Raw genomic sequence first — 14722 nt, forward strand, 5'->3', positions numbered from 1 at the left:
CGCTTTATCAATTTTAATGTTTGTAAATGGCTAACCTCATACGTTGCTATTAAAACATCAAAGTTAAAACAGGCTTATAAAATTTGTTTTTCAGACGCTGTTTATGCCTGTCGAAAATTTCTTAGAGCTGAACTCACTTCCTTCCAATTGGAAACCTACATTGCCAAACATTTATCCATCATCCGACCCAATCGAACGTTCCAAAGAAAGATAAAAAGCAAGGTACCTGTAAGCTTCACTTATAGAGTAACATAATAGTTGAAAAATAGGGTTAAAAAACCTCCTTTTTGTGCGCCCTAAATACAAAAACTATTCCCGTCTTGTCATCAACTGCTCAGACGGGAATAGTTTCTTTAGCTACTTAAATGCTTAACTTAATGACATTGAGGTTTCCCCACCTTTTCTTTACATATTTTTGGCGTAATCAATTCGATACCCTAAATTTCCAGCTAGTTCTTGAAGTCGAATAAAAGTCGCCTGCTTACTGAAAAAGAGATAGTAACTATCCGTGTCCATATCTACTGCCCCTAGACAAAAGTTTTCATCAAGATATTTGTTATCAATAACTCTTGCCCATTCTGAAATAGATGCAATTGGACTTAATCCACCTGAATCCAATTTAAGAGAAATTCCCGCATTGCGGACCTGCTGAAGGCAATCAAAAAAGTAGATAAAATCTTCAAGATTGTCCTTATAATCACGCACACAAATATAGTTCAAATGCTCTAGTAATTTTATCAAGATTAACCAAAGATTTTCCTTTTCAGACTCTCCAACACGATCCAAGAAATCATCGAATGACTCTGAATCTAAAATACGTTCCATAAAATTGAGAATCTGGTGTGGATCACTGGCGAAGACTACTTCTCTAAGTTGGAGAAATAGTTCCCTATCACCATTTGACATTAAATCTGCTAATTCAAAAATATCTTGTAGTTGTTCTTCTGTTAACATAGTCCCCTCTCTTTATTAATTTGAAAAATCCCATCTTATATGCGGTGCTACTTGCTCTACAAAATGGTAAATATCATTAAAATCTGCACCATCAAGCCTATTCAAGCTGACGACTGCAAGTAGTACCCCCTTATTTCCTACAATTCGCAAACGTTTCGACTGATAGCCACGATAGACAGGAGAAACAAGGTAGCGAATCTCCGCAATCTCTTCTAACGAATGGCGTTGACGTTCACTCCAAAAGTGTTCTTGAAATTCTATGTACTGTTTTGTCAAGATAAAAATAGCCTTTTGCTTTCTCAATATATATAAATAAACCAGCAAAGGTTGTAAAAATATCAAATAGACAACACTTCCCACAGATGGTTCAGGCCTGGTCAGACCACCAAGACCGATCAAGATTAAAACAAGACTAATCACACTGGGAATGACAATCGAACGTTTATAGGAAATCATATTAGAGGTGCACACCTTTCTCAACGAGAGCTTCTAATTCTTCCAAACGAGCTTCAAATACCTTGAAAGCATCGTTGAGGTAATCTTCCTTGGTCATGTCTACGCCTGCTTTGGCAATGACATTGAGGGAATAATCTGAGCTACCAGCCTTCAGGTAGTTGAGATAGTTTTCTTTGTCTTCTGGACTACCATTAACAATCTTGTTTGCTAGAGCTGATGCTGCTGCGAAACCTGTCGCATACTGATAGACATAGAAATTATAATAGAAGTGTGGAATACGAGCCCACTCAAACTGGATTTCTGGATTTTCTTCTGCAGAAAGTCCGTAGTACTTCTCATTTGTCTGACCGTACAATTCATTGAGGAAATCAGCCGTCAAGACTTGACCTTCCTGGTCTGCCTTGTAGATTGCTTGTTCAAACTCGGCAAATTGGGTCTGGCGGAAAACAGTGCCACGGAACCCATCTAGGTAATGATTGAGAATAGCAAAGCGTTCCTTGTCATCTTCTACTTCTGCCAAGAGTTTTTCTGTCAAAAGATTTTCATTGGTCGTTGAAGCAATTTCAGCCAAGAATAGGGAATAATGTCCATAGACATAAGGTTGAGTCTTACGAGTCAACATAGAATGGAGAGAGTGGCCTGTTTCATGGATAAGAGTGTACATGTTATCCAAGTTATCCTGCCAGTTGAGAAGCATGAAGGCGTTGGTGTCGTAGGCACCTCCTGAGTATGCTCCTGAGCGTTTTCCTTCATTGACATGGACATCAATCCAGCGATTTTCGAAGGCTTCTTTTACAATAGCCGAATACTCCTCACCGAAAATTTCCAAGGTTTCTTGGCATTTCTTGAGTGCATCTTCATAAGAAATCTTGGTACTGAAATCTGACAATGGCGTGTACATATCATACATCTTCAAGTCATCAATACCCAAGAGTTTCTTACGCAAATTGATATAACGGTGCAAGAGCGGAAGGTGCTTGTTGACTGCCGCCACTAATGTATCGTAAACGGATTCTGGAATGAAATTAGCTGCAAGTGATGCGTGACGGGCTGAATCGTACTTCCGCAAACGAGCTTTCAGGTTATTGACCTTGACATTAGACTGAAGGGTCTTAGCGTAGGTATGCTGGAACTGCTCGTAGGTACCGTACATAGCCTCATATGCTTCTTGGCGGACGTCACGGTTTTTAGACTCCATAAAGTGGATGTAGTTACCGTGTGAAAGGGGCACCAAGTGACCGTCCTCATCTGCAATTTCTGGGAAACGCAGGCTGGCATTGTCCAAGACTGAGAAAGTTTCAGCAGGTGATTCGAAAATCTCGCTGGTCGCTGCCAATACTTCTTCCACCTCTTGTGACAGGACATGGTCCTTAGCCGCTAAAAGTTTTTCAAATTGGTGGCTGTACTGAACAAGAGCTGGCTCCTCTGCCTTAAAGGCTTCCAACTGCTCTTCAGTAATGGCCATAAATTCAGGCTCATAGAAGGCAAAAGCCTGTGAAAAGACCGAATACAAGCCCATGGCTTTAGCTTGAAATTCCTGGTATTTGCCTTCACGAGTATCTTGGTCGTTCTTCATAGACGCATAGACATAGAGTTTTTCAATGCGACGCATGAGACCAAGTTGCGTTTCACTGATTGTCAAAAGACTCTTCGCTGAGTCGAGCAAGTGACCTGCAAATTCTTTTGTTTTTTCAGTTTCAGCTTGTAAATCTGCAAGTTCTGCTTCCCAAGCTTCATCCGTTGGGAAAATAGTGGTTAAATCCCACTGGTATTTTTCTTCAATTTCGTAACGTTGTTTAGACATAATTAATCCTCCGTATCCTTTATTCTAACATAAAAAATCCCCTCTTTCCAACGGAAAGTGAGGGCTTATAGGTTACTATTTCAACTGGAAAATAGTTTTTGGTATTCGCTATCGCAAGTCGCCACTAGGATAACAAAGTCTACAACCTTCACCAACAGTAGCATGCCTAACATAAAATGTTGAGCATATTTTCAAAAGCAATATATACACCTCCATCAGCTATCTCTATTTACATTGGTTTTCTATAAATTATTGGTGGATATAGAACCTGTTTCTGCTTGTCTTCAATATTGCCGTAATACTGGTCAAAATCCTGATAAACTAGGGTTAAATCTTTTTGTATTTGGGCAAAGCCAATGGCAGAGCGGGGCAGACGGATATGGGGATACCATTCTTCTGCCGTCTTTGTCAGCAAATTCTCCCCTCGGCTATAAGACTCTGCCTGCAGGGCTAACCAATTGGGGGATTTGTAATAAAGCTGTTGAGCAATGTAGCGAGGCAAATCCCTATCTAACGGGCAAGTAAGATGCGATAAAGCTTGCTTGGCAAATGGCAGACGCAAGATTTCCAATAAATTTCCCTCGCCAAATGGAAAAATCTTTGTCAGACAGTGGACCTTACCTCGTAAGTCTTCATGAATAAGGTAACGAAGACGCAATTCTTTTTTCTCGTCATCCAATTCCCAGAGGTGAAAACCCATGTTCATACTAAAAGAGAGAAATTGCTTGTGTAATTTGCTTAATCTTTCTTTTAACCATAGGCCTTTTCCCAACAGCCAGAGAACCTGAAGACCAGCTTCATGATAGGCTTGCGTCCTCACCTGCAAACGAGAAATGGGTAGACTGGAACACTGTACTTCCAAAGCTAGACTATTATTAACAAATAAATCAGCGACCTGCCCTATACTAGGCAGGCATTTTTCAAGTTCAACTTGTTCGGCATTGATTAACCAACTGTACAGACAAGACTTAAGGGACAGGTGCTGGGCCGACTCATTCTCGGAAAAGTATGTGCAATCCCGCAGGGTTACGTGGGCAAAGTGCGAACGCAGAACTTTTCCGGATTTGTATCGAACTAGTCCTCCACAACCTGGACAGCAAAAGCGACCTTGCGGCGCAGGATTTTCCAAGACATTAAAAACTTGTCCATCTTCATCAAGTGCAACTAACATAAAACCTCCTTTCTATATTAGTTCGCAAAAAAACACCCAGCTGTGCTGAGTGTTTGAACTTTCTTACCCAATCTGACTGCCGTTTGGCACTGATGGGTCTACTGTTAAGAGTGTTAAATTGTCACCATGTTCGGCTGAGAGGATCATGCCCTGGCTGAGCAAGCCCATCATCTTACGCGGCTTGAGGTTGGCAACGATTTGAACTTTCTTGCCGACCAACTCTTGCTCGTTTGGATAGTATTTAGCGATACCAGACAGGATTTGGCGGTCCTGACCGTCACCTGCGTCCAGACGGAACTTGAGCAGCTTGTCAGAACCCTCCACCTTGGCCACTTCCTTGACTTCGGCCACGCGGATTTCCACCTTGTCGAAGTCCTCGAACTTAATCGCGGCTTTCTCGTTTTTCAGCTCCACGTCAGCTGGGTCCCACTCTTTTTCTTCCTCTTGGGAAATAGCAGAGCTACCGCCCATTTGGGCTTGGATATAGGCGATTTCCTCTTCCATATCGAGTCGTGGGAAGATAGGCGTACCTTTTGCGACCACTGTCAAACCAGCTGGAAGACCTGCAAAGTCAAGGTTTTCAAGGTCAAATGCTGTTCCCAAACCAAGCTGTTCCATAATAGCATTTGAAGTCGTCATCATAAATGGTTGAATGAGGTGCGCCACCACACGAAGACCTGCTGTCAAATGAGCCATCACCGCTGCCAACTTGTCACGGTCAGCTTCTTCTTTTGCCAAGACCCACGGTGCTGTTTCATCGATGTACTTGTTGGTACGGGAGATGATATTCCAAACAGCTTCCAAGGCACGTGGATAGTCAACAGCTTCCATATACTTGTGATAGCTTGCCAAGTTGTCAGCTACTACTGCCGCCAAGTCCGCATCAAAATCAGTCACGTTAGCAACAAAGGTTGGTACCTGACCGCTGAAATACTTGTTAATCATAGCAACCGTACGGTTGAGCAAGTTTCCAAGGTCATTAGCCAGTTCATAGTTGATACGGCCAACGTAGTCTTCTGGTGTAAAGGTGCCGTCAGAGCCAACTGGCAGACTACGCATGAGGTAGTAACGGAGTGGATCCAAGCCGAAACGCTCAACCAACATTTCTGGATAGACCACATTGCCCTTAGACTTGGACATCTTGCCATCTTTCATGACAAACCAGCCATGAGCGACCAAGCGGTCTGGCAACTTCATGTCCAACATCATGAGCATGATTGGCCAGTAAATGGAGTGGAAACGAAGAATGTCCTTACCAACCATGTGGTAAACTGTTCCATTCCAGAACTTATCATAGTTGGCTGTTTCTTCCTGACCATAACCCAAGGCAGTTGCGTAGTTGAGTAGGGCATCAATCCATACGTAAACAACGTGTTTAGGATTGGACGGAACAGGCACGCCCCAAGTAAATGATGTACGAGATACCGCCAAATCTTCCAAGCCTGGCTCAATGAAGTTTTTCATGATTTCATTGAGGCGGCCGTCTGGCTGGATAAAGTCTGGATGAGCATTGAAAAACTCGACCAATTTATCCTGATACTTGCTGAGGCGGAGGAAGTAGGATTCTTCTGAAACCCAGGCAACCTCGTGACCGCTCGGAGCGATACCGCCTGTTACCTTGCCGTTTTCATCTCGGAAGACCTCTTCTAATTGGCTCTCGGTGAAGAATTCCTCGTCCGATACGGAGTACCATCCAGAATACTCTCCCAAGTAAATATCGTCCTGTGCCAGCAATTTTTCAAAAACAGCCGCCACCACTTCCTCGTGGTAATCATCAGTCGTGCGGATGAACTTGTCGTAAGAGATGTCTAGCAAGCTCCAGAGCTCCTTGACGCCAACCGCCATACCGTCAACGTAGGCTTGCGGTGTCAAACCAGCCTCTTTTGCCTTCTCCTCAATCTTCTGCCCGTGCTCATCAAGCCCTGTTAGATAGTAGACTTCATGCCCCATAAGGCGTTTGTAACGAGCCAAGACATCGCAGGCAATGGTCGTGTAAGCTGAACCGATATGAAGTTTTCCAGACGGATAATAAATCGGTGTAGTGATATAAAACGGTGTTTTTGTCATGCTTTTTTCCTTTCAAATCAGAGCAAATGAAACCCTGTTATTGACAACATCCTATTTTATCATATTTTCAGCTAAATCACAAAATGGTTCTAACTACAATTCTTCCTCTATCTATGCTATACTATGATACAACTCAAACAGAAAGAGGTCATCTATGTTTACAAAGAAAAATATTCTTACTCATCTCTTTTTCCTCATCATAGCAGTCGGACTAAAACGGTACGGTGTCACGGCACCTGACTTGACATGGAATATGTTCTTGGCATTGGTAGCACTTGATTTTGCAATCCTTACCAATCATACAAAGTACCATATCCTCAAAGTGATAGCAGGTCTCCTCTGGCTCTTTTTCTACCCCAATACTTTTTACATGGTGACAGACATCGTCCATATGCACTTTGCCAACACAGTACTATGGCAACGAGAAAGCATGATTCTATTTATGCTTTATGTTCCAAGTATTTTCTTTGGGGTCATGGCTGGCGTTGAAAGTGTACGACTTATTTTCTCTGCTTTTTCTATCAAATCCTACTGGCTAAAACTGTTTATGATTAGTGGTCTTTCCCTACTATCCAGCTTTGCCATTCATATCGGACGATATGCAAGACTGAATTCATGGGACATCTTTACCAGACCAACTGTCGTTATTGATGAAATGCTTGCTGTTATTTCGTGGGATGCCCTCCCCTTTATCCTCGGCTTCACCTTTATCCAAATTATGGTTCTTGTCTTTTCAATAAATGAATAAGATTTTTATCTCATAGCCATTATCTTCAAGCATCTTCCCACACTCAAGGACTATCGTTCCTTTTGGGAAGATTTTTCAAGGACATAAACAAACTTTTTTGATAAATTTATATCTTCTCCGTTTCTCTCCATTACATTTTTATCCAAAGTGTATGAGGCAAAAATCGTTAACCTATTGTAAGCAAAATTTCTTAAATTTCCTTTGTATAAAATATTCAGAATTTACTGTAAATTTTACATAAAATCATAGATATTGATTTTAAATTCTTAAAAATAATGGTATAATTGAGAAATCTATAAATGAAAGAGGGAGATCTATTGTTTACACCAATCAGCGAAAAAATTGACATCAATCAAGTCCGAGAGCACTCTAAACTTTCTCCTGAAACACTTGCTAAAAAACAAGCTCGTGACCGTGAACTTGAAGCCATCTTAAAAGGAGAAGATGATCGTCTTCTCCTAGTGATTGGACCATGTTCATCTGACAATGAAGAGGCTGTCTTAGATTATGCTCACCGCTTGGCCAAGCTCCAAGAAGAAGTCAAAGATAAAATTTTCATGGTCATGCGCGTCTATACTGCCAAGCCACGTACCAATGGTGATGGTTATAAAGGACTCATACACCAACCAGATACAGATGCTGCACCAAGCCTCATCAACGGAATCAAAGCAGTTCGTAACCTCCACTATCGTGTCATTACGGAAACAGGTTTAACTACTGCTGACGAGATGCTCTATCCTGAAAACCTGCCTTTGGTTGATGACTTGGTTTCCTACATCGCTATCGGAGCTCGTTCGGTTGAAAATCAGCAGCACCGCTTTGTAGCGTCAGGCATCGATGTTCCAACAGGCTTGAAAAATCCAACATCTGGTAACCTCAAAGTCATGTTCAACGGTCTTTTTGCTGCTCAGAAGAAGCAATCCTTCCTCTTCAACAATACTGAAGTTGAAACATCTGGCAATCCACTTGCTCACGTTATTCTTCGTGGCGCAGTCAATGAAAATGGTAAATACCTACCAAACTATTACTATGACAATCTTCTAGAAACCATTGAGCTCTATGACCAATTTGGCTTGAAAAATCCATTTATTATTATCGATACCAACCATGACAATTCTGGGAAAAATTATTTGGAACAAATCCGTATCGTCCGTCAAACCTTAATCAACCGTGACTGGAACGAATCCATTCGTAACTACGTTCGCGGATTCATGATTGAATCCTACATTGAAGACGGTCGCCAAGACAATCCAGATGTCTATGGAAAATCCATCACAGACCCTTGCTTAGGCTGGGAAAAAACACAAGAACTCATCCGAGAAATTTACAACAGATAGGAAGATATTATGGGAATTCACAAACGTAGCACCAGTTTAGACATCGATAAAGTAAAGGAACTTTCCAAGCTAGAAGGAGAATTTCTAGCTGCAAAAAATCGGCGCGATGAAGAACTGAAAAGAATTATCCGAGGTGAAGATGACCGTCTGCTCTTGGTTATCGGCCCTTGCTCATCAGATAATGAAGAGGCCGTTCTAGAGTATGCACGTCGTCTCTCTAAGCTTCAAGAGGAAGTCAAAGATAAAATCTTCATGGTCATGCGGGTTTACACAGCTAAACCACGTACCAATGGGGAAGGCTATAAAGGACTGGTTCATCAGCCAGATACTTCTAAATTACCAGACCTCATTAATGGAATTGCAGCCGTTCGTAATTTGCATTACCGTGTCATTACTGAGACCGGACTCACAACTGCTGATGAAATGCTCTACTCTGCCAACTACCCTCTTGTGGAAGACTTGGTGTCCTACCATGCTATCGGAGCACGTTCGGTTGAAGACCAAGAACACAGATTTGTTGCATCAGGTGTCGATATGCCAACTGGTATGAAAAACCCGACTTCTGGTAATTTGACCGTTATGTTCAATGGTATCTACGCCGCACAAAACAAACAGAACTTTATTTACCGCGATGCAGAAGTTGATACAGATGGCAACCCTCTAGCTCATGCTATCCTTCGTGGTGCCAATACTGAAAAGGGCGGTTATGAGCCAAACTACTACTACGATATTCTCTTGAAAACCATCAAACAGTATGAACAATTTGGTCTTAAAAATCCATTTATCGTAATTGATACCAACCACGACAATTCTGGTAAAAATTACCTGGAACAAATCCGTATCATCCGTCAGACCCTCATCAACCGTGATTGGAATGAAGCCATTCGCAAATATGTCCGTGGTTTCATGATTGAATCCTACTTAGAAGACGGCCGTCAAGATAGCCCTGAGGTATTCGGCAAATCCATTACCGATCCTTGCTTGGGTTGGGAAAAAACGGAAGCTCTAATTCGTGAAATTCATCAAACTGTCTAATTCTTCCCTTAATTTTTTATAGGATAAATAATTTGGAGGTAAGCTATGAACATTGATGGTTACACTCGTCTTGCTGCCGTTGTTGCAAAGCCAATCAAACACTCCATTTCCCCCTTCATTCATAATCTGGCTTTTAAGGAAACAGGTGTAAACGGTGTCTATGTCGCTTTGGAAATTCCAGAAGAGGATTTGGCTGCTACTCTTGAAAATATCAAACGCTACGATATGTTTGGCATCAATCTTTCCATGCCCTATAAACAAGCTGTCATTCCTTATCTAGATGATTTAACAGCCTCTGCACGCCTGATTGGCGCTGTCAATACTGTCATTCATCAGAACGGCTTACTAATCGGTCATAATACCGATGGCATTGGATTCTTCAAAAGTTTAGAAAAACTAAGAGGATTCCAAGTACGCAACAAGCGACTGACCATTCTAGGTGGTGGTGGTGCTTCTACTGCTATCATAGCTCAGGCTGCATTGGATGGTGCAAAGGAAATTACCATTTTCTGCCGTCAACAAAGCTTGGAAAGAACACAGGCGAGTCTTACACCTATTGCTCAAGCAACTGGAGTTCCTATGCAGGTCCTAGCGCTCAAAGATAGCCAATTACTACAGGAACGTATTACCAACTCCGACTTACTAGTCAACGGAACTAGTGTAGGCATGGATGGGTATTCTCAACCTGTTCCTTCTACCATTCGCTTTCCTGAAAATCTTTTGGTTGCGGATGTGATCTATCAACCATTCGAAACACCTTTAATGAAGCTTGCCCAGTCACAAGGCAACCCAACTATCAATGGTTTGGGCATGCTCCTTTTCCAAGCGGCTGAAGCATTCCAAACCTGGACTGGAAAAGAAATGCCGACTGACTTGATTTGGGACCAATTAGTCCAGAAATACGACATCAAATAGAGAGGAAATCTGATGAAACTGACCGTCAATCTTCCCAACACTCCCTACGACATCCTTATCCAAAGAGGAAGTTTAGCACAGACAGGTACATGGGTCAAAGAACTTTGGAAACCTCAGAAAATCGCCATTATTACAGATGACCACGTTGGCTCACTCTACCGTGAAACAGTCCAGTCAAGCTTAGAACAAGCTGGTTTTGAAACCATTGTTTTTGAATTTCCAGAAGGTGAAGCCTCAAAAAATCTTGATACCGTCAATCAGGCCTACGAATTTCTCGTAAAAAATGGTATGACACGAAGTGATGGAATCATTGCTCTCGGCGGAGGAGTCGTTGGCGATTTGGCAGGTTTTGTCGCTTCTACCTATATGCGTGGTATCCATTTCCTACAAATCCCAACCAGCCTAACTGCCCAAGTTGATTCTTCTATCGGGGGAAAAACTGGCGTGAACACCCCATTTGCTAAAAATATGGTGGGGACCTTCTGCCAACCAGACGGCGTTCTCATCGACCCTGATACCCTCAAAACACTCGGCAAACGAGAATTGATTGAAGGAATGGGCGAGGTTGTCAAATATGGCTTAATAGATGATGTGGAGCTCTGGGAAACCCTAGACCAATTAGACGGCTCTGTCGAGAGCATTCTGGAGCATGCTGACTATATCGTCTACCACTCCTGTGAAGTCAAACGCAAGGTTGTTGTCGAAGATGAATTAGACAACGGTGTCAGACTCTACCTCAACTTCGGTCACACGATTGGACATGCTATTGAAGCGACCGCTGGCTACGGCCAGGTCATGCACGGTGAAGCTGTTGCCATCGGTATGGTACAAATCTCACGCGCAGCTGAGAAAAAAGGACTGATGCCAGCTGGTCTGACAGAAAAAATTATCGCCATGTGTGAAAAATTCGGCTTGCCGACTACACACCAGCCTTGGAATGTAGATGAATTATACGCCGCCCTAACTCACGATAAAAAAGCACGAGGCAAGACCATCAAACTTGTCATCGTACCACAATTAGGCCAAGCAGCCATCCATCAAATCCCAATGGAAGAAATGCTGGAATTTCTACAAGTATAGTCTTTTAGTTTACTTTTAGTACTTGCTCCAACTATCTGGGAGATAGTTGGAGGTTGGAAATAAAGCGAACAAAGTTCGCATCGACAGCCGAAGGCATAACTCAATGCTTTCTTGTTTCTAGGTGACCAGCTGATGTACTTCGCTTTTTTGTTTTCAGGCTCAGGTACGAATAGTCCACTGGACTATTCGTATCCCCCAGATTGCTTGCACAGTTAATGGACTGTGCAAGGTGGGAGATAAAAGAGCGAAGCAAGTCGCTTTTGCAAAATCAGGCAAGGCGAGTTCAAACAATCCAGTAGAGTGTTTGAATTTGGAAAGTTTCCTCTTACGTCGAAGTAATAAAAGTCAACTAAATGACGATATAAGAAAAAGACTACTGATTTGAAATTCATCAGTAGTCTTATTTTTTTATAAAATCATTTCATCGTCTGTCAGCTTCTCACCACTGTTTTTGTAGAAAAGGTCCATTAGATTTTGAACTGTGAGGTTCTTCTTCTCTTCACCTTCTACATCAACAACAATCTGACCACGGTGCAACATGACCAAACGATTACCATATTCAATGGCGTTTTCCATATTATGCGTAATCATAAGAGCTGTCAACTGGTGACTTTCCACGATTTTCTTAGTCAATTCCATGACCATATCGCTGGTTTTTGGATCCAGGGCAGCAGTATGTTCGTCCAGGAGCAGAACTTTTGGTTTAACCAGCGAAGCCATCATCAAGGTCAGAGCCTGACGTTGACCACCTGAAAGAAATTGCGTGTCAACCTTCATACGGTTTTCTAGTCCCAGACCAAGCTCTTTCAAGGCTTCCTTAAAAATAGCACGTTCACTATCCTTCACACCCCAGCCAAGACCACGTGACAATCCACGACGATAGGCAATAGCCATATTTTCTTCAATGGTCAAGCGGGAAGCTGTTCCCATCTTAGGATCTTGGAAGACACGGCTGATGTCCTTAGAACGTTTGGCAGCTGAGACATGCTTAATGGATTTACCTTCAAGCAAAATATCACCCGAATCAACCGTCAAGGCACCTGCAAGTGAGTTCATGAAAGTTGATTTACCAGCACCATTACCACCAATGATGGAGATAAAATCACCCTCTTTTACATCTAAGTTCAACCCACGAAGGACATGGTTCTCATTAACTGTTCCAGCTTCGAAGGTTTTATGAATATTTTGAATTGATAAAATTGTAGACATGACTTCCTCCTAAGCATTTCCATTCAATTTTGGACGACGAATATTCAATTTCTTTTGCAATTCTGGCACATAGAGAACGGTTGCCAGAAGGATAGCTGAGAAGAGTTTAACAAGGTCTGCATCCATACCTGGAATTTCCAAAATTGCTAAGATAATCAAACGGTAAACAACTGCACCGAGAACAACCGATAGGAGTCTCCAACCCAAGCGTAAGTTACGCAAGATAACTTCTGCAATAATGACAGATGCTAGACCGATAACAATGGTACCAGTACCTGAATTGAGATCTGCATAGCCATTATTCTGAGTAAGAAGAGCACCACAAAGGGCAATTAGACCATTCGACAACATATAGCCGTAGATTTTCATATTGTCTACATTGATACCGTTGGCCTCACTCATTGGAATGTTATCCCCTGTTGAACGAATGGCTAGACCAATTTGTGTATTGAGCAAGAGCGTCAATAGGCCCACAACTGCTAGTACAAAGACCAGACCAATGACCAAAACAGCATTGGTTTTTGTCAAACCGAAATCCTGCAATTGGGTCACTAGAGTTTCTTGCTTAAGCAGAGCCACATTGGCTTTGCCTAAGATTTTCAAGTTGATAGAGTAGAGACCTGTCAAGGTTACAATACCGGTCAAAAGGGCTGGAATTTTTAGTTTTGTATGAAGTAAACCAGAAATCAATCCTGCACCCATACCAGCTACCATAGCCATAAAGGTTGCCAGCAAGGGATTCACTCCGTTCACAATCCCTGTCGCACAAACAGCAGCTCCAAGCGGATAAGATCCCTCAGCTGTCATATCAGCAATATCTAAAATACGAAACGTCAAGTAAACACCAATCGCCATAACTGACCAAAGCAAACCTTGCGAGATACTTGATAAAATAATATCCACGATTTTCTCCTTTTTCTAAATTCGTAGTCAATACTAGGTTCTATTCTTACCGATCTTATTCAGATACAGCAAGCTTAGAAGTATCGATACCTAATTTCTGAGCCATTTCTTCATTAACGTGAAGACTGACGGTCTCTGGGTATTCTACTGCTGTTTCTGACACATTGGCTCCTTCGATAATCTTAATAGCCACTTTTGCAGTTTGACGACCTAAAGCTTCATAGTTGGTACCGTAAGTCAAAAGACCTCCTTCATCCACCATGTCCGTTGAACCACCAATTACTGGAACCTTATGCTCCACAGATAATTCACCGATCATGGTCATGGTTGAAGCGACAGTATTGTCTGTTGGAATAAAGAGAGCATCTACATCCTTCATCAAGCTAGTTGTCGCATCTTGGACTTCATTTGAAGATGTGATTCCTTTTACTACTACCTTATAACCTGCTTTTTCTAGCAATTCCTTAGCTTGCTCTACCTGGACTTCTGAATTACGTTCGCTAGTAGTGTACAAAATACCGACGGTCTTAGCATCTGGAACAGCTTGACCTAGCAATTCAACCTGTTTGTCAATTGGAGCTTGGTCAGATGTACCTGTCAAAAGTCCACCTGGTTTTTCAATGGATTCTACCAAGTCAGCTGACAAGGGATCTGTAACCGCAGTAAAGACAATCGGCGTTTCAGTAGACACAGTCGCTAAACTCTGGGCAGAGGGCGTAGCGATTGCCAAGACAATATCATTTCCATCGATTAATTGTTCTGAAATGGTTTGAAGGTTAGCTTGATCGCCTTGGGCATTTTGATAATCCAAAACCAATTTTTCACCCTCTTTATAACCATTTGCTTCTAATTCCGCCACAAAACCCTCACGGGCAGCTGTCAATGATTCATGCTCCATATATTGGAGAACTCCAACTTTGACCACATCTGAGGAAGCTTGTTCTGATGATGAGGAACAAGCTGCAAGTATTAGCAAACCCATACTTGCTACTGAAATAGTTACCAATTTTTTTACTAGCTTATAATACATAAACGTTTCTTCT

Annotated in this window: 13 protein-coding genes and 1 pseudogene; 6 read left to right on the forward strand and 8 right to left on the reverse strand. The window is 42.1% G+C overall.

Annotated features, from left to right (window positions below; translation table 11 throughout):
• Nucleotides 1–255: pseudogene (locus ODU45_RS01740) on the forward strand (IS4 family transposase); the annotation flags it as partial.
• Between the two features lie 150 nt (nt 256–405).
• Here the strand turns inward: ODU45_RS01740 and ODU45_RS01745 are convergent.
• The 5 genes from ODU45_RS01745 to metG all read right to left on the reverse strand — a co-directional run bounded on the left by ODU45_RS01745 (nt 406) and on the right by metG (nt 6452).
• Nucleotides 406–954, reverse strand: coding sequence for a DUF6630 family protein (locus tag ODU45_RS01745; RefSeq protein WP_029751865.1), 549 nt, complete (start codon nt 952–954; stop codon nt 406–408).
• 15 nt (nt 955–969) lie between these two features.
• Nucleotides 970–1410: a hypothetical protein gene (locus tag ODU45_RS01750; protein ID WP_398580642.1), complete on the reverse strand. Its 441-nt coding sequence runs from the start codon at nt 1408–1410 to the stop codon at nt 970–972.
• Between the two features lies 1 nt (nt 1411).
• Entirely contained in the window at nt 1412–3214 is a 1803-nt protein-coding gene (pepF, locus tag ODU45_RS01755; RefSeq protein WP_024379667.1) for an oligoendopeptidase F, read from the reverse strand.
• A 229-nt stretch (nt 3215–3443) separates the two neighbouring features.
• Nucleotides 3444–4385, reverse strand: coding sequence for a competence protein CoiA (locus ODU45_RS01760; RefSeq protein WP_105257238.1), 942 nt, complete (start codon nt 4383–4385; stop codon nt 3444–3446).
• 63 nt (nt 4386–4448) lie between these two features.
• Complete coding sequence (gene metG / locus ODU45_RS01765; RefSeq protein ID WP_398580643.1) at nt 4449–6452, reverse strand: methionine--tRNA ligase; 2004 nt, start codon at nt 6450–6452, stop codon at nt 4449–4451.
• Between the two features lie 154 nt (nt 6453–6606).
• On the opposite strand from metG, the gene ODU45_RS01770 reads away from it, so the two are divergent.
• The 5 genes from ODU45_RS01770 (at nt 6607) to aroB (ending at nt 11567) form a co-directional block, all read left to right on the forward strand.
• Nucleotides 6607–7200, forward strand: a complete 594-nt coding sequence (locus ODU45_RS01770; RefSeq protein WP_105153183.1) for a DUF1361 domain-containing protein — start codon at nt 6607–6609, stop codon at nt 7198–7200.
• Nucleotides 7201–7499: 299 nt separating this feature from the next.
• Nucleotides 7500–8537 carry a 3-deoxy-7-phosphoheptulonate synthase gene (locus ODU45_RS01775; RefSeq protein WP_024400035.1) on the forward strand — a complete coding sequence of 346 codons (1038 nt, stop codon included), beginning with the start codon at nt 7500–7502 and terminating at the stop codon, nt 8535–8537.
• Nucleotides 8538–8546: 9 nt separating this feature from the next.
• A complete protein-coding gene (locus tag ODU45_RS01780) occupies nt 8547–9572 on the forward strand; it encodes a 3-deoxy-7-phosphoheptulonate synthase (protein WP_398580644.1) in 1026 nt (341 codons plus the stop codon).
• A gap of 45 nt (nt 9573–9617) precedes the next feature.
• A complete protein-coding gene (locus ODU45_RS01785) occupies nt 9618–10487 on the forward strand; it encodes a shikimate dehydrogenase (protein WP_105139223.1) in 870 nt (289 codons plus the stop codon).
• Nucleotides 10488–10499: 12 nt separating this feature from the next.
• Nucleotides 10500–11567 (forward strand): 3-dehydroquinate synthase, encoded by a 1068-nt coding sequence (aroB, locus tag ODU45_RS01790; RefSeq protein ID WP_105139224.1) that lies wholly within the window; start codon nt 10500–10502, stop codon nt 11565–11567.
• A gap of 408 nt (nt 11568–11975) precedes the next feature.
• On the opposite strand, the gene ODU45_RS01795 is transcribed toward aroB, so the two are convergent.
• Genes ODU45_RS01795 through ODU45_RS01805 form a run of 3 tightly spaced genes read right to left on the reverse strand, consistent with a single transcriptional unit; the run spans nt 11976 to nt 14709 of the window.
• Nucleotides 11976–12776 carry an ABC transporter ATP-binding protein gene (locus ODU45_RS01795; protein ID WP_002940641.1) on the reverse strand — a complete coding sequence of 267 codons (801 nt, stop codon included), beginning with the start codon at nt 12774–12776 and terminating at the stop codon, nt 11976–11978.
• A 9-nt stretch (nt 12777–12785) separates the two neighbouring features.
• Nucleotides 12786–13679, reverse strand: coding sequence for an ABC transporter permease (locus ODU45_RS01800; protein WP_002940642.1), 894 nt, complete (start codon nt 13677–13679; stop codon nt 12786–12788).
• Between the two features lie 55 nt (nt 13680–13734).
• Nucleotides 13735–14709: an ABC transporter substrate-binding protein gene (locus ODU45_RS01805; RefSeq protein WP_398580645.1), complete on the reverse strand. Its 975-nt coding sequence runs from the start codon at nt 14707–14709 to the stop codon at nt 13735–13737.
• Between the last annotated feature and the right edge of the window lie 13 nt (nt 14710–14722).

The sequence above is a fragment of the Streptococcus sp. 2022WUSS135 genome (genome assembly GCF_044427045.1).
In the GTDB taxonomy this organism is placed as follows: Bacteria; Bacillota; Bacilli; order Lactobacillales; family Streptococcaceae; genus Streptococcus; species Streptococcus hashimotonensis.